The 19794-nt window shown below is 67.0% G+C and carries 20 protein-coding genes and 1 pseudogene; 11 read left to right on the plus strand and 10 right to left on the minus strand.

The window, feature by feature from the left end; all coding sequences use genetic code 11:
• Positions 1 to 109 precede the first annotated feature (109 nt).
• The 4 genes from sppA (at position 110) to lhpI (ending at position 2772) form a co-directional block, all read left to right on the plus strand.
• The gene (sppA, locus tag ACVCNR_RS06065; protein ID WP_447074114.1) at positions 110 to 1060 is read left to right on the plus strand and encodes a signal peptide peptidase SppA; all 951 of its coding nucleotides are present in this window, start codon (positions 110 to 112) and stop codon (positions 1058 to 1060) included.
• Positions 1061 to 1142: 82 nt separating this feature from the next.
• The gene (locus ACVCNR_RS06070) at positions 1143 to 1427 is read left to right on the plus strand and encodes an integration host factor subunit beta (protein WP_354197494.1); all 285 of its coding nucleotides are present in this window, start codon (positions 1143 to 1145) and stop codon (positions 1425 to 1427) included.
• Between the two features lie 3 nt (positions 1428 to 1430).
• Entirely contained in the window at positions 1431 to 1766 is a 336-nt protein-coding gene (locus tag ACVCNR_RS06075; protein ID WP_354197496.1) for a DUF1049 domain-containing protein, read from the plus strand.
• 40 nt (positions 1767 to 1806) lie between these two features.
• A complete protein-coding gene (gene lhpI / locus ACVCNR_RS06080) occupies positions 1807 to 2772 on the plus strand; it encodes a bifunctional Delta(1)-pyrroline-2-carboxylate/Delta(1)-piperideine-2-carboxylate reductase (RefSeq protein ID WP_447074115.1) in 966 nt (321 codons plus the stop codon).
• Between the two features lie 7 nt (positions 2773 to 2779).
• Here the strand turns inward: lhpI and ACVCNR_RS06085 are convergent, their stop codons facing one another.
• Positions 2780 to 3631 (minus strand): alpha/beta hydrolase, encoded by an 852-nt coding sequence (locus tag ACVCNR_RS06085; RefSeq protein ID WP_447074116.1) that lies wholly within the window; start codon positions 3629 to 3631, stop codon positions 2780 to 2782.
• A gap of 185 nt (positions 3632 to 3816) precedes the next feature.
• On the opposite strand from ACVCNR_RS06085, the gene ACVCNR_RS06090 reads away from it, so the two are divergent.
• From ACVCNR_RS06090 to olsB, 6 genes and pseudogenes are all read left to right on the plus strand, one after another.
• A complete protein-coding gene (locus tag ACVCNR_RS06090) occupies positions 3817 to 4857 on the plus strand; it encodes an RsmD family RNA methyltransferase (protein ID WP_435521593.1) in 1041 nt (346 codons plus the stop codon).
• The gene (locus ACVCNR_RS06095) at positions 4854 to 5708 is read left to right on the plus strand and encodes a TrmH family RNA methyltransferase (RefSeq protein ID WP_447074117.1); all 855 of its coding nucleotides are present in this window, start codon (positions 4854 to 4856) and stop codon (positions 5706 to 5708) included. Before ACVCNR_RS06090 ends, ACVCNR_RS06095 begins: the two co-directional genes overlap by 4 nt.
• On the plus strand, positions 5705 to 6217 hold the full coding sequence (gene lspA / locus ACVCNR_RS06100) for a signal peptidase II (RefSeq protein ID WP_447074118.1): 513 nt from the start codon (positions 5705 to 5707) through the stop codon (positions 6215 to 6217). The genes ACVCNR_RS06095 and lspA overlap by 4 nt, the downstream gene beginning before the upstream one ends.
• A gap of 49 nt (positions 6218 to 6266) precedes the next feature.
• Positions 6267 to 7256 carry an acrylyl-CoA reductase (NADPH) gene (acuI, locus tag ACVCNR_RS06105; protein WP_447074119.1) on the plus strand — a complete coding sequence of 330 codons (990 nt, stop codon included), beginning with the start codon at positions 6267 to 6269 and terminating at the stop codon, positions 7254 to 7256.
• Positions 7257 to 7342: 86 nt separating this feature from the next.
• Positions 7343 to 9637, plus strand: coding sequence for an ATP-binding protein (locus ACVCNR_RS06110; RefSeq protein ID WP_447074120.1), 2295 nt, complete (start codon positions 7343 to 7345; stop codon positions 9635 to 9637).
• 118 nt (positions 9638 to 9755) lie between these two features.
• Positions 9756 to 10625, plus strand: a pseudogene (gene olsB, locus ACVCNR_RS06115) (l-ornithine N(alpha)-acyltransferase); the annotation flags it as partial.
• Between the two features lie 422 nt (positions 10626 to 11047).
• On the opposite strand, the gene ACVCNR_RS06120 reads toward olsB, so the two are convergent.
• Positions 11048 to 11680 (minus strand): trimeric intracellular cation channel family protein, encoded by a 633-nt coding sequence (locus tag ACVCNR_RS06120; protein WP_354197516.1) that lies wholly within the window; start codon positions 11678 to 11680, stop codon positions 11048 to 11050.
• Between the two features lie 99 nt (positions 11681 to 11779).
• Complete coding sequence (grpE, locus tag ACVCNR_RS06125; RefSeq protein ID WP_447074121.1) at positions 11780 to 12388, minus strand: nucleotide exchange factor GrpE; 609 nt, start codon at positions 12386 to 12388, stop codon at positions 11780 to 11782.
• A gap of 216 nt (positions 12389 to 12604) precedes the next feature.
• Here grpE and ACVCNR_RS06130 point away from each other — a divergent pair, with 216 nt between their 5' ends.
• Positions 12605 to 12817, plus strand: coding sequence for a hypothetical protein (locus tag ACVCNR_RS06130; RefSeq protein WP_447074122.1), 213 nt, complete (start codon positions 12605 to 12607; stop codon positions 12815 to 12817).
• 18 nt (positions 12818 to 12835) lie between these two features.
• Here ACVCNR_RS06130 and ACVCNR_RS06135 read toward each other — a convergent pair whose 3' ends face one another.
• The 7 genes from ACVCNR_RS06135 to ACVCNR_RS06165 all read right to left on the minus strand — a co-directional run bounded on the left by ACVCNR_RS06135 (position 12836) and on the right by ACVCNR_RS06165 (position 19715).
• Positions 12836 to 13372, minus strand: coding sequence for a DUF934 domain-containing protein (locus ACVCNR_RS06135; protein ID WP_447074123.1), 537 nt, complete (start codon positions 13370 to 13372; stop codon positions 12836 to 12838).
• Entirely contained in the window at positions 13347 to 14114 is a 768-nt protein-coding gene (locus ACVCNR_RS06140) for a phosphoadenylyl-sulfate reductase (RefSeq protein ID WP_354197524.1), read from the minus strand. Before ACVCNR_RS06140 ends, ACVCNR_RS06135 begins: the two co-directional genes overlap by 26 nt.
• Complete coding sequence (locus ACVCNR_RS06145) at positions 14089 to 15759, minus strand: nitrite/sulfite reductase (RefSeq protein ID WP_354197526.1); 1671 nt, start codon at positions 15757 to 15759, stop codon at positions 14089 to 14091. Before ACVCNR_RS06145 ends, ACVCNR_RS06140 begins: the two co-directional genes overlap by 26 nt.
• Before the next feature lie 34 nt (positions 15760 to 15793).
• Complete coding sequence (locus ACVCNR_RS06150) at positions 15794 to 16099, minus strand: DUF2849 domain-containing protein (RefSeq protein ID WP_354197528.1); 306 nt, start codon at positions 16097 to 16099, stop codon at positions 15794 to 15796.
• Positions 16096 to 17544, minus strand: a complete 1449-nt coding sequence (cysG, locus tag ACVCNR_RS06155) for a siroheme synthase CysG (protein ID WP_447074124.1) — start codon at positions 17542 to 17544, stop codon at positions 16096 to 16098. Before cysG ends, ACVCNR_RS06150 begins: the two co-directional genes overlap by 4 nt.
• 167 nt (positions 17545 to 17711) lie before the next feature.
• Positions 17712 to 18461, minus strand: a complete 750-nt coding sequence (locus tag ACVCNR_RS06160) for an SDR family NAD(P)-dependent oxidoreductase (RefSeq protein WP_354197657.1) — start codon at positions 18459 to 18461, stop codon at positions 17712 to 17714.
• Between the two features lie 84 nt (positions 18462 to 18545).
• Complete coding sequence (locus ACVCNR_RS06165; protein WP_447074125.1) at positions 18546 to 19715, minus strand: MFS transporter; 1170 nt, start codon at positions 19713 to 19715, stop codon at positions 18546 to 18548.
• Positions 19716 to 19794 lie beyond the last annotated feature (79 nt).

The following is a 19794-nucleotide window of genomic DNA, read 5'->3' on the forward strand; positions in this document are numbered from 1 at the left end:
CGCAAATGCCCGGCAAGGCCCCCTTGCCGGGGAGGATGGTGAAAGCAGTGGCCGCCGCCACGTCCATGCTCTAAATAGGCTCTGCCAATCCCGAGGAAAGAGGCCGAGCATGGCACAAAGAGCCGATGACCTGATCGACCGGCGCAGACTGCGGCGCAAATTGACCTTCTGGCGGGCCTTGACGGTCGTTCTCGTCGCGCTCGCCATCGCCGGCATCGCCTCGTGGTTCCGCGACGACGGGCTGAGCGCCGTCTCCCACATCGCCAAGGTCAAGATCGAAGGCACCATCACCCAGGACGACAAGCTGCTGGAGCGGCTGGAGCGGATCCGCAAATCGTCGCGCGTGGCCGGCGTCATCGTCCAGATCAACTCGCCGGGCGGCACGACCACCGGCGGCGAATCGATCTACGAGGCGATCCGCAAGATCGCGGCCGAAAAGCCGGTCGTCGCGGAGGTCAGCACGCTGGCGGCTTCGGCCGGCTACATGATCGCCAGCGCCACCGACCACATCGTCGCGCGCCAGTCCTCGATCGTCGGCTCGATCGGCGTGCTGATCCAGTATCCGGACGTCACCGGGCTGATGGACAAGATGGGCATCAAGCTGGAAGAGGTGAAATCCTCGCCGCTCAAGGCCGCGCCCTCCCCCTTCAAGCCGACCACCGAGGAAGAGCGCGCCATGGTGCGCCGGCTCATCATGGACAGCTACGACTGGTTCGTCGGTCTCGTCGCCGAACGCCGTTCCCTGCCCCGCGACCAGGTGCTGACCCTGGCGGACGGCTCGATCTTCACCGGCCGGCAGGCCTTGCAGAACAAGCTGGTCGACAGCCTCGGCGGCGAGGACGAAGCGGTCGCATGGCTGGAAAGCCAGGGCGTCGGCCCGGACCTCAGGGTCATCGAATGGAAGCCCTCGGAAGGCGCCACGGGCCTGATATGGTCGCAGGCGCTGGCCCGCACGGTGGCGCGCGCGCTCGGCCTGCCCGAGCCCAGCGGCGACGTGCTGAAGGAGCTTGGCATGGAGCGCCTGTTCCTTGACGGGCTGGTCTCGCGCTGGCACCCTTGACAGCCCGCCTTTCGGGTGAAAAAAGCAAATAAAATCATTTGCATAATTTCGACCGCGTGTTTTCTGTCAGGGGATCGTCCGCATGATCAAGTCCGAACTCGTGCAAATCATCGCCTCGCGCAATCCGCATCTGTTCCTGCGCGACGTCGAAAACATCGTCAGCGCCGTGTTCGATGAGATCACCGATGCCCTCGCCGAAGGAAACCGCGTCGAGCTGCGCGGCTTCGGCGCCTTCTCGGTCAAGAACCGTCCCGCCCGCACCGGTCGCAACCCGCGCACCGGCGAGGCGGTTGAGGTCGAGGAGAAGTGGGTGCCGTTCTTCAAGACCGGCAAGGAACTGCGCGAGAGGCTGAACGACGAGAAGTAGGCCATGTTCAACCGCTTCGCCCTCGTTCTTGTTTTCGTGCCGCTGGCCATCGTGCTGATCGCGCTGGCCGTCGCCAACCGCGCGCCGGTGCCCTTCACCATCGACCCGTTCAACCCCGGCAATCCGGCGCTGACCTACACGCTGCCTTTCTTCGTGTTCCTGTTCGCGGCCTTCGCGCTGGGCCTGATCATCGGCAGCCTGGCCACCTGGTTCCGGCAGGGCCGCTACCGCAAGCTGGCCCGCCAGCGCGCCATCGAGGCCGAGAGCCTGAAGCAGGCCGCAGGCCGCCCGGCCCCGGCTGCGGGAAATGACCCGGTCCTGCCGCGGCCGACCAACTGACCCGGCCTTTCCGGCCGAAGCATCTTCAGGGGGATTTGCGATGTTGACCATTTCGGCCGCCGACGTCGATCGCGCGCTGACCTTTCCCGGTCTGGTCGAGACGCTGCGCGCCGCCTTCCGCGAAGGGGCGGTGCAGCCGCTCCGGCACCACCACACGGTGGAACGGGCGGCCGGCAGCGAAACGACCCTCTTGCTGATGCCGGCCTGGACCGACTTCAAGCGCGTCGGCGTCGAAGCCGAGGGCCATATCGGCGTCAAGATCGTCACCGTCTCGCCCGACAACAACACCATCGGCAAGCCGGCGGTGATGGGGCAATATCTGCTGCTCGACGGGCGGACCGGCGAGCCGAAGGCGATCATCGACGGCCAGCGCCTCACCCAGTGGCGCACCACCTGCGCCTCGGCGCTCGCCGCCTCCTATCTGGCCCGCGAGGACGCCTCGCGCCTGCTGGTGGTCGGTGCCGGCGCGCTGTCGCCCTTCCTCGCCAAGGCGCATTCGGCCGTTCGCCCGATCGGGACGATCCGCATCTGGAACCGCACGCCGGCCAATGCCGAGAAGGTCGCCGCCGACCTGCGTACCGAAGGACTGGCCGCCGAGGCCGCCACGGATCTCGACGCCGAACTGGCCGAGGCCGACATCGTCTCCTGCGCCACCATCTCGCAGACGCCGCTGGTCAAGGGCGCGCTGCTCAAGCCCGGCGCGCATGTCGACCTGGTCGGCGGCTTCACCCCGCAGATGCGCGAGGCCGACGACGACACCATCCGCCGCGCCAGCGTGTTCGTCGACACCCGCACCGGCGCCACCAAGGAGGCCGGCGACATCGTCCAGCCGCTGGCTTCCGGCGTCCTCGCCGAAAGCGACATCCTCGCCGATCTGCATGAACTGGCGCGCGGCGAGAAAAAGGGCCGCAGCTCGGCCGACGAGATCACCCTGTTCAAATCGGTCGGCGCGGCGCTGGAAGACCTCGCCGCCGGGGTCGCCGTCTATGAGGCGTTGAGGACCTGACCAGCCCTCAATCCCTGCGGCTTACGAAATCCACCACCGCATCGGCCAGACCCGGCGCCAGCGGCGGCTTCGGGTCGCCGTAGGAAGCGAGATTGGCCGCGATGTCGCCCGGCGGCACCGATTTCAGCACATGGTTCATGCCGGCAATGACCTTCAGCTCCGCCGCCGGTTGCCCCTGCGACAGGGCCTTGGCATCCGCCATCCGCACCTGGAGATCGTTGTCGCCCTGCACGATCAGCACCGGCACTTCGAGCTTGCCGATCAGTTCGGCCGGCCTGCGGCTGAAACCGTCGATCAGGAAATCCTGCACCTGATCCCCGAACAAGGGCTGAAGCACCTGTGGAAGCGTGGCCGTATCCACCTTCTCGCCGCGCTCCAGCGCGTCCACGGCCGCAAGCGCCTGCGGCAGGATCGGCTTGTTGAACGGGTTGCCTTGCAACTGCTCGCGCAGGACCTCGCCCAGCGGCCGCCCGGGCGTCGACACCAGCACCAGCCCGCACAGGTCCGGCCCTGCCTCCTGCGCCGCGATCAGCGCCACCAGCCCGCCCTCGCTGTGGCCGAGCAGCCAGGCGCAATCGGCGCCGGTCTTCTCCCGCGCAACCTTGAGCCAGGCGAGCGCGTCGCCGGCATAGTCGTCGAACAGCACCGCATTGGGGTCCGCGAACGCGCCCTTGCTGGAGAACATGCCGCGCTTGTCGACGCGGATCGAGCCTATGCCCTTTTCGGCCAGGGCCTCGGCCAGCATCTTCAGATAGCCGGCCTCGATGCCCATCGGGCTGTTGCCGTCACGGTCGGTGGGGCCGGACCCGGGGATGATGACCACCACCGACCGCCCCGCGGCCTGCGGCGGCAACAGCATGGCGCCTTTCAGCGGGCCGTTCGCGACCTGCCTCGACTTCGGTTTCGCTCATGTCCTCGGCCCCCGCTTGCCATGCAGGCAGACAGCACAGCAAAGCGCATGCGGCGATGAAAGCTGTTTTCCCGCTGGTTCTCATGATCGTGTATCCCGCCCAAAGCCCCGCATGTTGCGGCTCGACGGCCGCTATGGCAGAAGCGCAGGCACATTTCCACCGGAGCATTCGCTTGAAAGCCACGCGCAACAGAAGCCAGGAGGCAAGGCCGCGCCCCGAACGGGAGCACGAGGCACCGCCACAGCCGAAGCGCCAGCTCGTTCGCCGCGAAGGCGCGCTGCCGGCGGAAAAGCTGCCGCTGATCCTCGAGGTCGCGCCCAACGCCGATTATGCCCTGCTCGACAGCGGCGACGGCCGCAAGCTGGAGCAATACGGCCCCTACCGCATCGTGCGCCCGGAGGGGCAGGCCATCTGGCGTCCCGCCCTGCCCGACAAGGAATGGAGCCGCGCCGACGCCATCTTCACCGGCAACACGGATGAAGAGGGCATCGGCCGCTGGCATTTCCCGCGCAATCCGCTCGGCGAGACATGGCCGATGAAGCATGACGGCATCGACTATCTCGGCCGCTTCACCTCCTTCCGCCATGTCGGCGTGTTTCCCGAACAGGCCTCGCACTGGGACCATATGGCCGGGTTGATCGAGAACGCCCGGCGGCCGGTGAAAGTGCTGAACCTGTTCGGCTATACCGGCCTCGCCTCGCTGGTCGCGGCCCGCGCCGGGGCCGAGGTCACCCATGTCGATGCCTCGAAGAAGGCCATCGGCTGGGCACGCGAGAACCAGGAAGTGGCCCGGCTGACCAGCAAGCCGATCCGCTGGATTGTCGAGGACGCGATGAAATTCGCCGAGCGCGAGGAGCGTCGCGGCAGCCGCTACGACATCATCCTGTTCGACCCGCCGGCCTATGGGCGCGGGCCGAAGGGCGAGGTCTGGCAACTGTTCGAGCATCTTCCGGCGCTTGCCGACATCTGCCGCTCGATCCTGACGCCGAAGCCGCTGGCCGTGGTGCTCACCGCCTATTCGATCCGCGCCTCGTTCTTCGCCATCCATGCCCTGATGCGCGACACCTTCGCCGGCATGGGCGGCACCGTCGAATCCGGCGAACTGATCATCCGCGAGCAGTCGGCCGGCCGCGCCCTTTCCACCTCGCTCTTTTCCAGATGGGTCGCCAGATGAGCGAACATGAGAGACGACGCCCGGTCGGCCGGGTCAAGGAAGTCACCAGCCTTTCCAATCCGCTGGTGAAGGACATCAAGGCGCTGGCGCTGAAGAAATTCCGCGACCAGAACAACGCCTTCATGGCCGAAGGGCTGAAGCTGGTCATCGACGCGCTCGATCTCGGCTGGGAAATCCGCACGCTGATCTTCGCCAAGGCCGGGCGCGGCAATCCGGCGGTCGAGAAGGTCGCGGCGCGCACGGTTGCCGCCGGCGGCGACGTGCTGGAAGTCTCGGAAAAGGTGCTGTCCTCCATCACCCGCCGCGACAATCCGCAGATGGTGGTGGGCGTGTTCACGCAGCGCCTCGTGCCGCTGAAGGACATCCGCCCCGCCAAGGGCGATGTCTGGGTGGCGCTCGACCGGGTGCGCGATCCGGGCAATCTGGGCACCGTCATACGCACCGTTGATGCGGTCGGCGCGAAGGGCGTGATCCTCGTGGGCGACACCACCGACCCCTTTTCGCTGGAAACGGTGCGCGCCACCATGGGCTCCATCTTCGCCGTGCCTGTCGCCAAGGCCGGCGCCGAGGCGTTCCTTGCCTGGCGCAAGGGCTTTCCCGGCCTCGTCGCCGGCACGCATCTGAAAGGCGCGGTCGACTATCGCTCGGTCGATTTCTCCGGCAAACCCGTCCTGCTCCTGATGGGCAACGAGCAGCAGGGCCTGCCCGACGATCTGGCGGCAAGCTGCGACCGGCTGCTGCGCATTCCGCAGGCAGGGCGGGCGGATTCGCTCAATCTCGCCGTCGCCACCGGCGTGATGCTGTTCGAAATCCGCCGCGACGCACTCAAGCTGGAGGGGCCTTCCCCGTGACCCCCGCACCCGAAAAGACAGGCGCAGCCAGGACGCTCGTTCCCTATGCGGTGCTCACGGTCGCCGCCATGGCGCTGGACCAATGGATCAAATATCTGGTCGAAACCGGCCTTCCCTTTCAGGAGAAGATCGACCTGCTGCCGTTCCTGGCGCTGTTTCGCACCTACAACACCGGCATCGCCTTCTCGATGCTGTCCTCCTTCGGCGATACCGGGCTCATCGTCATCTCGCTCGTCGTGTCGGCCTTCATCGTCTATCTCGCCTTCCGCAGTTCTCCGGGGCAGCTCTTCGCCCGCCTCGGCTTCGCGATGATCCTCGGCGGCGCCATGGGCAATGTCATCGACCGGGCGGTCTACGGCCATGTCGTCGATTACATCCTCTTCCCCACGCCGAGCTGGTCCTTCGCCGTGTTCAACCTTGCCGACGTCTTCATCAGCATCGGCGCGATTCTGGTGGTGCTGGAGGAATTCGTCGGCTGGCGGCGCGAGGCAAGACCTTCGAACGATTGATTTCGGAGGGCCTGCGTCGCATTCTTCCCCCTGAGAATGGGGAGAAGACATGCCGGAAACCTTCAAGGCCATCCTGATATCGCGCGACGAGGACAAGAACCAGACCGTCGAGGTGACCGAACTCTCCGAAGCCGACCTCATGGAAGGCGACGTCACCGTGGCCGTGGAAGCGACCACGGTGAACTACAAGGACGGGCTGGCGATCACCGGCAAGGCGCCGGTGGTGCGGCGCTGGCCGCTGGTGCCGGGCATAGACTTCGCCGGCACGGTGCTGTCCTCCGACCATCCCGACTGGCGCAAGGGCGACAAGGTCATCCTCAACGGCTGGGGCGTGGGCGAGGTCCATTACGGGGCCTATGCCGGACGCGCCCGGGTCAGCGGCGACTGGCTGGTGCCGCTGCCGGACGGCATCAGCGCCCATGACGCCATGGCGGTCGGCACCGCCGGCTACACGGCCATGCTGTGCGTGATGGCGCTGGAGCGCCACGGCGTCCTGCCGCAGCGCGGGCCGGTCGTCGTCACCGGCGCGGCGGGCGGGGTCGGCTCGGTCGCCGTCTCCATCCTGTCCGGGCTCGGCTATCATGTCGTCGCCTCCACCGGCCGCAGCGCCGAGGCGGCTTATCTGCACGAGCTCGGCGCCGCCGAGGTGATCGAGCGCGAGGAATTGTCCGGCCCCGCGCGGCCGCTCGGCAAGGAGCGCTGGGCCGGCGGCATCGATTCCGTCGGCAGCCACACGCTCGCCAATGTGCTGTCCATGACCGCCTATGGCGGCGCCGTGGCCGCCTGCGGGCTGGCCGGCGGCATGGACCTGCCGGCGTCCGTCGCGCCCTTCATCCTGCGCGGCGTCTCCCTGCTCGGCGTCGATTCGGTGATGGCGCCGAAGGAATTGCGGCTCGAGGCCTGGCGGCGCATCGCCAGCGACCTCGACCTTGGCAAGCTTTCCGCGCTGTCGCGCACCATCGGCTTCGACGACATCACCGAGGCCGCCCGCGACATCGTGGAAGGCCGGATAAGGGGGCGCGTGGTGGTCGATATGTAGCGCGCTTTGCTCGTTTTTATGCAAACGCTAAAATGCGAGCGATCCGCCGAAATCTTCCCTAACGTGTATCTGCCATGGTTCCCGGCATGGTTGCGGAGATCGCCACGAAACGAACGAACCCGGACGACTGGGGGGCGAAAGCCGCCCGGCTGTTTCCCGCGCCTGTCGGGCCGGCACCTCTGCCGGCGGAACAGCACGCACCGGGGGCTCTTGCCCCGGCGATTCCCAGAGGGCTGGCCTTCGTCACCTATGCGGCTGTCCTGCTGCTGGCCGGGCTTGCGCATCTCACCGGCGCGCCGGTCTTCCTCAGCCTCGGCATATTGGCGGCCGGGCTCAGCGGCCTTTTCCTGCACCAGCATCTCAGGACGAGCGAACGCCGTGCCGAGCGCCAGCATGGCCATGACGTCGCCCTTGCCCGAGCCGAGCTCGAGACGCTCTCCGATCGCATGTGGGAGATGCAGGAAAGCGAGGAGCGCTTCCACGGCCTCATCGACGCTTTGGGCGACCTTGTCGTCCATCGCGACCGTCAGGGCACCATCGTCTATGCCAACAAGGTCTTCGCCAACCTGATCGGCATGGACGTCAACGACCTCACCGGCCTGATGCTTTCCGATCTTGGCGTCGAAGTGGGTGTCGTGCCGGATGCCGCCTTCGCCGACAGCGAGTGCCTCAGTTCCACCGATGTCGCCATCCGCACCGCCGGCGGCCTCCGCTGGTTCTCATGGATCGAACTGTCGGTGCGCGACAAGGACAGCGGCACCGTTTCCCATCGCGCCATCGCCCGCGACATCACCGCCCGCAAGCAGGCCGAGGCCTCGCTGATCTCCGCCCGCGAACGGGCCGAATTCGCCAATCAGGCCAAATCCCGCTTCCTTGCCACCGTGAGCCATGAAATCCGCACGCCCATGAACGGCATCATGGGCATGGCGAGGCTGTTGTCCGACACCAGGCTGTCGCCGGAGCAGCGAACCTATGTCAACGCCGTCTCCACCTCGGCCAGCGCCCTGCTGGCGCTGATCGACGACCTTCTGGATTATTCCAAGATCGAGGCCGGCCGCTTCGACCCGGAGCCGCAGCCCGTGTCGATCCGCGAGCTGGCCGACAACGTCGTGGAGCTTCTGGCCGCCCGTGCCTACGGCAAGAACATCGGCCTCGGCTGCCGCGTCGGCCCCGACGTGCCCCAGATGATCACCGCCGATCCCGGCCGGGTGCGGCAGGTGCTGCTCAACCTGCTCGGCAACGCCATCAAGTTCACCGACGACGGCGGCGTCGCGCTCACCATCACCCGCCAGCGGCATCGCGACATCGACCGCATCCGCTTCAGCGTCGTCGACACCGGCCCGGGCATGCGGCCGGCCGACCTCGAGCGCATCTTCCTCGAATTCGAGCAGGTCGACGGCACCTCGACCCGCAGGCATGGCGGCGCCGGGCTGGGGCTTGCCATTTCCAAGCGCCTCGTCGCGGCCATGGGCGGCACCATCTCGGTGGCGAGCACGCCGGGCAAGGGCACGGAATTCATCTTCGAACTGCCGGCGACCGAGGCGACCGACCCGCCACACGACAGTGACGACATGCTTGCCGGCCGCAAGGTGGTGATCCTGTCGCCGAACACGGTGGAGGCGGAAGTGATCGCGCAGTCCATCCGCGTTCTCGGCGGCGTCGCCGAGGTGGCCGACACGCCCGCCCGGGCGCTCGCGCTGTCCGCCGATTGCGACACGCTGATGGTGGACGCGGTGCTGGAAAGCGGCGAAGGTCGCCTGCTGCAAAGGCTGCGCAGAGACGGCTTCGCCACCAGCCAGGCTATCACGCTGATCGCCTCGACCGACCGGGGCAAGCTCGCCGAATACCGCGCCAGCGGCTATGTCAGCTTCCTCGCCCGCCCGGTGCGCGGCGAAACCCTGCTTCGGGTGCTGATCGCCGGCAGGTCCCTGATGCCGGCCGCACCGCAGCCGCAGCAGCCCGACGGAGGCCGCGTCGCCCGCGTCAGCGGCGGCGGGCTCTCGGTGCTGATCGCCGAGGACAACGAGATAAACGCCATGCTGGCCCGCACCAGCCTCACCAAGGCCGGCCATCGCGTCGAAGTGGTGCGCACGGGCAAGGAGGCAGTGGAAGCGCTGGCGGCGGCCGGCGGCGGCCGCCGCCACGATGTCGTGCTGATGGACCTGCACATGCCGGTGATGGACGGCATGGACGCCATCGCCCATATCCGGCGCCAGGAAGAGGCCCGCGGCCTTGCCCCCATCCCCATCCTGGTGCTGTCGGCCGACAGCCAGGAAAAGACCCGGCACGCCGTGCTTGCCCATGGCGCCACCGGCTTCCTGACCAAGCCGCTCGACCCGCACGCGCTGATCGCCGCCGTTCAGGAGCAGGCCCCAGCGTAAATGGACATGGCAAGGGTAGCTTTGTTGCCGATCACGCCATATCACGCTACTGTCACAATCCTGTTGCACCACAATCGTATCCCCGCGCCACGAGGGATGGCTCGAAGGAGAATCGCCCGTGCAGACAGCGATGCCGCAAGGGCAGACCCGGTCGCCCGTTTCATCCGTTTCGGGAACCGCCACCGGGCCGCAGGCGCCGACCCTCGCAGCGCCGCTCGGACGAATCGGCAACCTCGAAGTGCGGCTGGCCCGCAACCAAGCCGAAATCGACTACGCGCAGGAAATCCGCTACCGCATCTTCTACGATGAGCTCGGCGCCCGCGGCGGCCTGCACCGGTTCGGCGGCCGCGATGCCGACCGCTTCGATCCGCTCTGCGACCATTTGCTGGTGTTCGACAACAGCCTGATCGGCCCGGAGCATCGTCGCATCGTCGGCACCTACCGCCTGCTGCGGCAGGAGAGCGCGGCAGCCGCCGGCGGATTCTATTCGCAGGACGAATTCGAGTTGCAGGGCCTCGTCGCCCGCCACCCGGAGCGCCGCTTCCTCGAACTGGGGCGGTCCTGCGTGCTGCCCGAATACCGCTCGCGGCGCACCATCGAGGCGCTCTGGCAAGGCATCTGGGCCTATCTCAACCATTACCGGATCGACGTGATGGTCGGCTGCGCCTCCTTCCCCGGCACCGACCCCGCGACCCATGCCGAGGCGCTGACCTATCTGGCGCACCATTGCCGCACCACGGCCGACTGGGACGTGCGCGCCGTCACCGGCCGCTACCATCCCATGAAGCTGATGCCCCTCGATGCGGTGAACCCCAAGTCGGCCATCGCCGCCATGCCGCCGCTGGTGAAGGGCTATCTGCGCGTCGGCGCCCGCATCGGCGAGGGCTGCGTCATCGACCCCGACTTCGCCACCGTCGACATCTTCGTGGTCATGCCGGTCAAGGAAATCGGCGCCCGCTACATCAGCTATTATGGCGGCGAAGGCCAGACTACGCGGCCTGAGGCGATGGATAGCGATCTCGCGGCCGTGCTCGGCAGGCTGAAGGCCGCGACAAGCCACCTCCCGCAAGTCCTCGAAACCACATCCTACGGAACGCCCGCGCTCAAGGTCGGCAGGAAGCCACTCGCCCGCGTCAAGGATGCCGCCACCGTCGTGCTGTTCGTCCCCTTCGACGAGAAGGAGATGCTGCTCTCCTTGTCGCCGGACATCTATTTCGAGACCGACCATTACAAGGGCTGGCCGGCATTGCTGGTGAGGATGGACCGCATCGGCGATGAGGAACTGCGCCATCGTCTGGAGCGGATCTGGATGCGACAGGCTCCCGCCAGACTGGTCAAGGCGTGGCAGGTCGCCCGGGCTTAAGGCTTATCGTCATGCCGAAACAGGTTCCCATTTTCGGGCGACATGCTTCAGGGAATGTCCTCCGGCCGTCGTCCGGGCCGGCTCTTGTAGACAGGAATGCGCCAGCCGAAGCGAAGCGCCCCTCCCCTGACGGCCAAAGCGACCACGAAGCCGCCAAGCTGCGAGACGATCGGCGCCAGCCCGGCGAGATCGCAGATCGTATAGACGCCAGCCCCCGCCAGCGCGGCCGTGACATAGACCTCCGGCCGCAGCAGCACCGAGGGCTCCCCGGCCAGCAGGTCGCGAAGGATGCCTCCGAAAGTGGCGGTCAGCATGCCCATGATGATGGCGACGACCGGCGATCCGGTGATCGCCAGCCCCTTGACCGCGCCCATCACCGCAAAGGCGGCGAGACCGACGGCGTCGAGCCACAGAAGCAGCTTGTAGCGCGATTCCACCCGATGCGCGGTGAAGAACACGAGAATGGCGCTGGCGGCGCAGACCAGCACATAATCATGGTTGCCGATCCAGAACACCGGGGTGTTGAGAATGAGGTCGCGGAACGTGCCGCCGCCGATGCCCGTCACGCCGGCAAGGAACAGGAAGCCGATGATGTCGACCTGCTTGCGCGAGGCGGCAAGCGCGCCGGTGGCCGCGAACACCGCGACGCCGGCATAATCGAGGATGGTGACGAGGTTCATGGCAGGCTTCGATCCGATGGCAGGCGGCGGCAACAGTAGCAGCCGCCCGGCAAATCGGAAGGGGATAGGTCCCTTGCCCGCTTCCTTGCTGGACTTGCTTTAGCCCTGCGCGTCCCCGCCGGCCGGCTTGGCCGCCTGCTCCGGTGCCTGTTTCGGCCCGTCCTTGGAGACGCCGACCTTGGCCGGTCGCAGCACGCGCTCGCCGATCGAGTAGCCCGGCTGCACAACCTGCACCACCGTGCCGGCAACCACCTGCGGGTTGGGTACTTCGAACAGGGCTTCGTGGAAATTGGGATCGAACTTCTCGCCTTCCGGCACCAGCTTCTTCACGCCGTGCCGCTCCAGCGCCGCCAGCAGGCCGCGCGCGGTGATCTCGACGCCCTCGATCAGGGCCTTGAAGCCGGCATCGCCGGAAGCCTTGGCCTCGGCCGGGATGGCATCGAGCGCACGTTGCAGGTCGTCGGCAACGGTCAGCATGTCGCGGGCGAAATTGGCGATGGAATAGGCGCGCGCATCCTGCACGTCGCGGGCAGCCCGGCGGCGCATGTTCTCCACCTCGGCGGCGGCACGCAGCGCCTTGTCCTTCAGTTCCTCGTTTTCCTTCAGCAGGCGCACAAGCGCCTCGTAGTCGTTCTCGGTGCCTTCGCCGGCGGCTTGCGTGGTCCCGGTCTCGTCGGGCATACGCTCGTCTTTGGCCTGGTCACTCATGGCGGATTTCCATTCTTTCGAAGTTTCGGAGTTGGGCCCGATATCGAGGTTCGACGGCCAAAAATCAAGGGGTTCGCACTGCGGAACGCTTCCGATGGCGTCAACTGCATTTAATTCAAATTTTACCCTGTTCGACGGAGCTGTTTGCAATCGCCCGGCTTTAGGGGAACCATCACCGGATACAGGGAGTTTCGAAACCGGAAGGATTTTGGAACGATGACCCGAACAGGCAAGGAAATGCTGCAGGACCCGGTGCGCCAGAAGCTGGCGACGACGATCCGTCAACAGGTCCGCAGCCATGGGACACGGGGCATATTGCACTCCATGCCGGCGTTCAAAGTCGTCAAGGACGTTCCCGAACACCTGCAAGCCCTTCTCGACCGTCTGGAAGCGGTCGAACTGCAAGCGGAAGAAGGTTCCGCAAGCTAGACCGCGACAGCCGTGCCGCTAGGATTGCGGCACCCGGCGCCAGGAATAGCTGCCTGTCGCGGCCGCGGGCTTCGCCGCCGGCTGGTAATAGACCGGCAGGCCGCCGACCTCGCCTTTCTCCAGCCGCCGCAGCAGGACCGGATTGGAAATCGCGAATTCGGTGAAGCCGACGCGCAGCATATGGGCAAGCTGGTCGACCAGCACCTCGCCCACTGCGCGCAGCGTTCCCTCGAACCCATGCCGGCCGCGCAGAAGTTGTGCCTTGGAATAACTGCGGCCGTCGGTATAGGCCGGAAAAACCAGCGCTATCAGCGCAACCTCGTCCAGCAGTTCGACGAGGGTGTCGATCTGCTCGCCCGGCTGCACCAGAACGCCCAGCCGCCCGCGATTTCGCGTCCGCTCCTGCGGGTCGAGACCGAGGAAAGCCTGCAAAGGCAGGATGAGCCGGTCGTTGCCGGCCAGCGCCTCTGCCGTTTCGGCATGCGCCCATTCGTCCTCGCGGAACCCTTCGGGAGTCCACAGGCGGATTTCAGGCGCCGGTTTCTCTTCGCTCATCATGTCTTTCCTGGCTCAGGGACTGTTCCAGTCCCGCAAGATGAATGCCGCATTCGGTCTTGGCCTGACCGGCCCAGCGTCCGCTGCGCGCGTCCTGTCCCTGCTCCACGGGCCGGGTGCAGGGAAAGCAGCCTATGGACAGGTAGCCATAGGCGACCAGCGGGTTTTCCCGCAGCGCATGGGCCCGCATATAGTCGGCCAGATCGGCCGTGGTCCAATGCGCCAGCGGGTTGATGCGCACGCGCGGTCCCACCGCCTCGAACACCGGCAGCGCGGTCCGCGTTTGCGCCTGATGGCGCTTGCGGCCGGTGAACCACGCCCGGAACGGCTCGACGCCGCGCGCCATCGGCTCCACCTTGCGCACATGGCAGCAGGCTTCCACGTCGCTTTCATGCAGCCGCCCGCCCGGATCGACCCGCTCCAGTGCTGCCGCTTCCGGGTGGACCACCCTGATGTCGGTCAGGCCGAAATCGTCGGCAAGCGCGTCGCGATAGCTCAGCGTCTCCTCGAAATGCTTGCCGGTGTCGAGGAAGACGACCGGCAGATGCCGGTCCACCTGGGCGATGAGATGCAGCAGCACCGCCGAATCCGCCCCGAAGGACGAGACGGCCGCGATCTCTCCCGCAAACAGATCACTTGCCGCAAGCTCGATGACACGGGCGGCGGAAAGCTGCCCGTGTCGTGCTTCGAGGGATGCGGCGTCCCGTGCCCTCACCTCAGGCCGCCTTGGCCTCGGCTCCATAGAGAGCCTCCTTGAACGGCGCGGCGCCGAGCCGGCGATAGACGTCGAGGAACCGCTCCGAACGGTCGCTGCGGATCGCCAGATAGGTCTCGACCAGCGTCTCGATCGCATCGACGATCTCGTCGGGTCCGAACCCGCGCCCGATGATCTCGCCGATGGCCGCGTTCTCGTCGGCGGCGCCGCCGAGCGTGACCTGATAGAGTTCGGCGCCCTTCTTTTCGACGCCGAGAATGCCGATGTGCCCGACATGGTGATGTCCGCAGGCGTTGATGCAGCCCGAGATGTTGAGCTTCAACTCGCCGATGTCGCGCTGGCGCTCCAGCGAGGCGAAGCGCAGCGCAATCTGCTGGGCGACAGGGATGGAGCGCGCATTGGCCAGCGTGCAGTAGTCGAGGCCGGGGCAGGCGATGATGTCGCTGATGAGGTCGATATTGGCCGTGGCCAGCCCGATCTCCACCAGCGCATCATACACCGCCTTGAGGTCGGCGCGCGCGACATGCGGCAGCACCAGGTTCTGCTCGTGGGATACCCGGATCTCGTCGAAGGCATATCGCTCGGCAAGGTCGGCAACCGCGTCCATCTGGCTGTCGCTCATGTCGCCGGGGGTTTCGCCGATGTTCTTGAGCGAAATCGTCACCGCCGCGTAATCGGGGTGATGGTGGGTGGTGACGTTGCGGTTGAGCCAGTCGGAGAAGCTTCTGGAATCCAGCCTGGCAAGCCGCACCGCCTCGTCGCCTTCCGGCCTGTCCACCAGCGGCGGCGGCGCGAAATAGGCGTTGATGGCGTCGATATCGGCCTGCGGCAGCTTGAGGTCGCCGTCCTTCAGCGTTTCCCATTCGGCCTCGACCTGGCGGGCAAATTCCTGCGCGCCCATTTCATGGACGAGGATCTTGATGCGCGCCTTCCACTTGTTGTCGCGGCGGCCGTGCAGATTGTAGACGCGCATGATCGCCGTCACATAGGACAACAGGTGCTGGCGGGGCAGGAAGTCGCGGATCTTCTTGGCCAGCAGCGGCGTGCGGCCCTGGCCGCCGCCCACCCACACGGTGAAGCCGAGTTCTCCCGCCTCGTTCCGCTTGAGGTGCAGGCCGATGTCGTAGGTCTGGATGGCGGCGCGGTCGCGGTTGGACCCCGTCAGCGCGATCTTGAACTTGCGCGGCAAGTAGCTGAATTCCGGATGCACCGACGACCATTGCCGCATGATCTCGGCATAGGGGCGCGGGTCGGCAACCTCGTCGGCGGCCGCTCCGGCGAAATGGTCGGCGCTGATGTTGCGAATGCAATTGCCGCTCGTCTGCAACGCATGCATCTCCACCGAGGCGAGATCGGCAAGGGCCGCCGGAATGTCGGACAGGGCCGGCCAGTGGAACTGGATGTTCTGGCGCGTGGTGAAATGCCCGTAGCCCTTGTCGTAGGTGCGCGCGATATGGGCGAGCATCCGCATCTGGCGCGAGGAAAGCGTGCCGTAGGGAATGGCGACGCGCAGCATGTAGGCATGGAGTTGCAGATAGACGCCGTTCATCAGGCGCAACGGGCGGAACTGCTCCTCCGTCAGCTCACCGGCAAGCCGGCGCTCGACCTGATCGCTGAACTGGGCGACGCGGGCCTGCACGAAGGCATGGTCGAATTCGTCGTAACGGTACATGTTGCTTCTCCGGGCGTGCGCGGCCGCCTGCCTGTCAGGCCGCTCGGGACAATTGGGTTCGGGCCTGCTTGCCGAGGTCGTTGCGGATGGTGGGGCCGGCGGCGCGGATGCGCTCGCGCAGGCGCTTCGGGCGGATGGCGCCGTCGACCACCTCGATGTCGATGAGGGCGAGATCGAGGATCAGGTTGGCGGCCATCGCCTGCTTGCCGAGCGCCTCCAGCCGGGCCTCCTCGGCCGGGTCGACGACGATCTCGGCACCGTCGATCGTCTCGATCCACTGGCCGTTGCCGTACCAGACGACCTCGCCGTCGACCAGGCGGTTGGCGGTCATGATCTTCATGCGTGCGATCCCTCGAAAATGCGTTCCACGGCAAGGTTTCTATGCGCTGCAAGCGGCTCGGAGCGGTCGAAGCGGGCACCCGCCACGGCATCGCCGATGATGGTCATCACCGGCCCGGTCAGGTCATGGCGCTGCTCCAGCGCCGGCAGGTCGGCCAGCGTGCCGTGAAAGCGGCGGCGCTCGGCCAGGCTTGCATTCTCGACCACGGCAACCGCCGTGTCCGGCGGCAGGCCGGCCTCGATCAGGCGGCCGGCGACTTCCGCCGCGACCGAGCGGCCCATGTAGACGGCCACCGTCGCGCCCGAGATGGCGAGCTTCGCCCAGTCCGGCAGCGAACCGCCCTTCAGGTCATGGCCGGTGGTGAACACCATGGACGAGGTGACGCCGCGCAGCGTCAGCGGCAGTTCGAAATCGGCGGCGGCGGCAAAGGCGGCGGTCACGCCCGGCACCACCTCGTAGGAGATGCCGGCATCGCGAAGCGCCGCCATTTCCTCGCCGGCCCGGCCGAACACCAGCGGATCGCCGCTCTTGAGGCGCACGACCCGCCTGCCCTCGCGGCCGAGCGCGACCAGCAGCGCATTGATCTCGGCCTGCGTCTTGGAATGGCAGCCCTTGCGCTTGCCCACCGCAACGCGCTCGGCATCGCGGCGGCCCATGGCGACCACGGCCTCGGGCACCAGCGCGTCATAAAGGATGACGTCGGCCTCCATCAGGAGCCGCTGCGCCCTGAGCGTCAGAAGGTCTTCCGCCCCCGGCCCTGCCCCGACCAGCGCGACATGGCCGAAGGCGCGCTCCGGATTGGCAAGCAGCCCGGATGCGGCCTCATGGCCGGCCGCTATATCGCCACCGGCGACGGCCCGGGCCGGCGCGCCCTCGAAGAATTCGCGCCAGAACCGGCGGCGCGGCGCGCCCTTGGGCAGCAGGCGCTCGGCCGCCTCGCGAAAGCTGACGGCCAGCGCGGCCAGCGAGCCCAGCGACGGCGGCAGCATGCGATCGATGCGCGACCGGATCATCTGGGCAAGCACCGGGCCGGCGCCCTCGGTTCCGATGGCAACCGCGACCGGGGCGCGATTGACCAGCGCCGGGGTGAAGAAATCGCACAGTTCCGGCCGGTCGACGGCGTTGGCCTTGATGCCGAGCGCACGCGCGTCTTCCACGACGCGCCGATCCAGCCCCTCCTCGCCACTGGCGGCGAAGACCAGGACGGCACCCTCCAGGTGGCCGCGCGCATAGGCCTGCGCGACATGCGCCGCGCCGTTGGCCGCGATCCAGGAAAGCAGTTCGGGGGAAGCTTCGGGCGCGACGATGCGCAGCCTGGCCGACGACTGGCCGAGCAGCCGGGCCTTGGCCAGCGCCTCCTCGCCGTCGCCGACGATGACGACTGCCTCGTCTTCGACGCGCATGAAGACGGGAAAAGCGTTCAGCTTGGGAAGATCGTGCGGCATCGCGGTAAAACCCTGTACAGGCTTGCATTTCTAGCCTGACAGGAGGATGCCGCGAAGAAACGGGCTCGCGCTGCCCTCGGCGGCAGGCAATATTTTTTGCCCGACCGCCATGGGGAGAAGAAAATCATTCCAGCGGGGCAAAAAACCCCGTGGTCACACCTGCAGGGTCAGACGTGCTGGCCGCCATTGATGTGGATCTCGGAGCCGGTCACATAGGAGGACTGGCCCGAGCACAGGAAGAAGATGATGTCGGCCACTTCCGCCGTGGTGCCCAGCCGGCGCATCGGGATGGTCTCGACGATCTTCTCCGTGCCCGGCGACAGGATGGCGGTGTCGATCTCGCCGGGCGCGATGGCATTGACGCGGATGCCGTGCGGGCCGAAATCATGCGCCATCTCGCGCGTCAGCGAGCCGAGCGCGGCCTTGGACGTGGCATAGGCCGTTCCGGCGAAGGGATGCACGCGCGAGCCGGCGATCGAGGTGACGTTGACCACCGAGCCCTTGGCCGCCGCCAGTTCCTTGAACAGGCCGCGCGCCAGCATGATCGGCGCGAAGAAATTCACCTGGAAGACGTCGCGCCACACATGCATGGGCGTCTCGAGCGAATTCATGCGCTGGCTGCCCGGCAGCTTGGGCGAGATGCCGGCATTGTTGACCAGCGCATTGAGCTGGCCGCCATGGCTTTCCAGCCGGTGGCGGATTTCGGACACCGCAACGCCGACATCCTCCGGGTCGGCCAGATCGACCTTGATGTGGTCCTCGGGCCCGGCCGGCCACGGGCAATTCTCGGAAAAGGCCTGCCGCGAACAGGTGATGACGCGCCATCCCTCCATCGAGAAGCGCTTCACCGTGGCGTGGCCGATGCCCCGGCTGGCACCGGTCAGCACGATGGTCTTTCTGCTGTCTGTCTGGGTCATGGCAAAGATCGGCTCGTTGTTAGGTGTCAAGACATCTATCCGAACCGGAAGCCCGTGGCGAGTGCCCCGGCATCACGTCGGGCATCATGTCCCGGCCGCACCCCGCACCGTGCCCCGCCGTGCGGTCAGATGGAAGGCCGCCGCCGCGAAGACGACCGCCAGCGCCGCCAGCACCGCACCGGCCAGAGGCAGAGCCGCAAGCGGCATGGTTTCAAGCGCCACGCCGCCAGCCGCCGTGCCGAGCCCCACCCCGATATGCATGGCCGACAGGTTCAGGCTGACACCGGCCCCGGCCGTCCCGGCATCTGTGGTCATGAGGAAATTCTGCACTACCGGCGAAATCATCCAGCTTATGCAGGCCCACACCATCATAGCCGGGAAGAACAGCGCCGGCCGGCCGACGAACAGCGGGATCGCAACCAGCGCGAGCAGATAGGCGAGCGGGGTGCACAGAAGCGCGGCGCGCGGCGCCAGCCGGTCGGACAGCAGGCCCCCGAGATAGCCGCCGGAAACGCCCGCAACGCCGAAGGCGAGGAAGGCAAGGACCAGCCCGTCCCCCGCCACGCCGACCACAGTGGCGACATAGGGCGCCAGATAGGCGAACAGCACGAAATGCCCGCCGATCATCAGGATCGAGACCAGTTGCGCGCTGGCCAGCGGCACCGACGACAGGTGCCGCCTGTAGCCGCCGCCTCGCCGGGAAAGGACATCGGAAGCCGGAACGGCCAGGTGGCAGGCGGCCAGCACGGCCGCGGCCAGAAGGGCGAGAGCGACAAACACGGCACGCCAGCCGAACAGGCCGCACACCACCATGCCGGCCGGCACGCCGAGCACCAGCGAGCCGCTGATGCCCATGAAGATCATGCCGATGGCGCGGCCGCGCAGGCCGGGCGGCGCGCTTTCCGTCGCCAGCAGGGTGGCGACGAGGCATACCGTGGCGCTGGCGGCCGCCATGGCGATGCGCGCGGCAAACAGCACCCAGATGTTGCCGGCCAGTGCCGCCACCAGGCTGCTGGCGATGAACAGGAGGAGCGCGGCGCACAGAAGGCGCTTGCGCGGAACATGCCTGGTCAGCACCAGCGCCAGCGGCGCCGTCACCGCGAAGGTGACGGAGAAGACGGAGGTGAGCTGCCCCGCCAGCCCGATCGGCACATCCAGATGGCCGGCGATATCCGGCAGGATGCCGATGACGATGTTCTCGGCGGTTCCGGTGGCGAAGGTCGCCAATGTAAGAAGGTAGATTGCAAGGCCCATCCGGTTTCTCCCATGCACGGCGCTGCCATGCACGGGAAGCCGGGCTTGGCCTCCGGACACGACAGGGCGTCGAACGTCC

It is taken from the genome of Aquamicrobium terrae (genome assembly GCF_052978165.1).

Coding starts and splice junctions, on each gene's coding strand:
- ACVCNR_RS06160 (WP_354197657.1), bottom strand. CDS start 18,461: ATGACCCAGACAGACAGCAGAAAGACCATCGTGCTGACCGGTGCCAGC.
- ACVCNR_RS06165 (WP_447074125.1), bottom strand. CDS start 19,715: ATGGGCCTTGCAATCTACCTTCTTACATTGGCGACCTTCGCCACCGGA.
- ACVCNR_RS06110 (WP_447074120.1), top strand. CDS start 7,343: ATGGTTGCGGAGATCGCCACGAAACGAACGAACCCGGACGACTGGGGG.
- ACVCNR_RS06085 (WP_447074116.1), bottom strand. CDS start 3,631: ATGCTGTTGCCGCCGCAGGCCGCGGGGCGGTCGGTGGTGGTCATCATC.
- ACVCNR_RS06070 (WP_354197494.1), top strand. CDS start 1,143: ATGATCAAGTCCGAACTCGTGCAAATCATCGCCTCGCGCAATCCGCAT.
- sppA (WP_447074114.1), top strand. CDS start 110: ATGGCACAAAGAGCCGATGACCTGATCGACCGGCGCAGACTGCGGCGC.
- lhpI (WP_447074115.1), top strand. CDS start 1,807: ATGTTGACCATTTCGGCCGCCGACGTCGATCGCGCGCTGACCTTTCCC.
- acuI (WP_447074119.1), top strand. CDS start 6,267: ATGCCGGAAACCTTCAAGGCCATCCTGATATCGCGCGACGAGGACAAG.
- ACVCNR_RS06135 (WP_447074123.1), bottom strand. CDS start 13,372: ATGAGCGAAGAGAAACCGGCGCCTGAAATCCGCCTGTGGACTCCCGAA.
- ACVCNR_RS06140 (WP_354197524.1), bottom strand. CDS start 14,114: ATGGAGCCGAGGCCAAGGCGGCCTGAGGTGAGGGCACGGGACGCCGCA.
- ACVCNR_RS06150 (WP_354197528.1), bottom strand. CDS start 16,099: ATGAAGATCATGACCGCCAACCGCCTGGTCGACGGCGAGGTCGTCTGG.
- cysG (WP_447074124.1), bottom strand. CDS start 17,544: ATGCCGCACGATCTTCCCAAGCTGAACGCTTTTCCCGTCTTCATGCGC.
- grpE (WP_447074121.1), bottom strand. CDS start 12,388: ATGAGTGACCAGGCCAAAGACGAGCGTATGCCCGACGAGACCGGGACC.
- ACVCNR_RS06120 (WP_354197516.1), bottom strand. CDS start 11,680: ATGAACCTCGTCACCATCCTCGATTATGCCGGCGTCGCGGTGTTCGCG.
- ACVCNR_RS06095 (WP_447074117.1), top strand. CDS start 4,854: ATGAGCGAACATGAGAGACGACGCCCGGTCGGCCGGGTCAAGGAAGTC.
- ACVCNR_RS06075 (WP_354197496.1), top strand. CDS start 1,431: ATGTTCAACCGCTTCGCCCTCGTTCTTGTTTTCGTGCCGCTGGCCATC.
- ACVCNR_RS06090 (WP_435521593.1), top strand. CDS start 3,817: ATGGCAGAAGCGCAGGCACATTTCCACCGGAGCATTCGCTTGAAAGCC.
- ACVCNR_RS06145 (WP_354197526.1), bottom strand. CDS start 15,759: ATGTACCGTTACGACGAATTCGACCATGCCTTCGTGCAGGCCCGCGTC.
- ACVCNR_RS06130 (WP_447074122.1), top strand. CDS start 12,605: ATGACCCGAACAGGCAAGGAAATGCTGCAGGACCCGGTGCGCCAGAAG.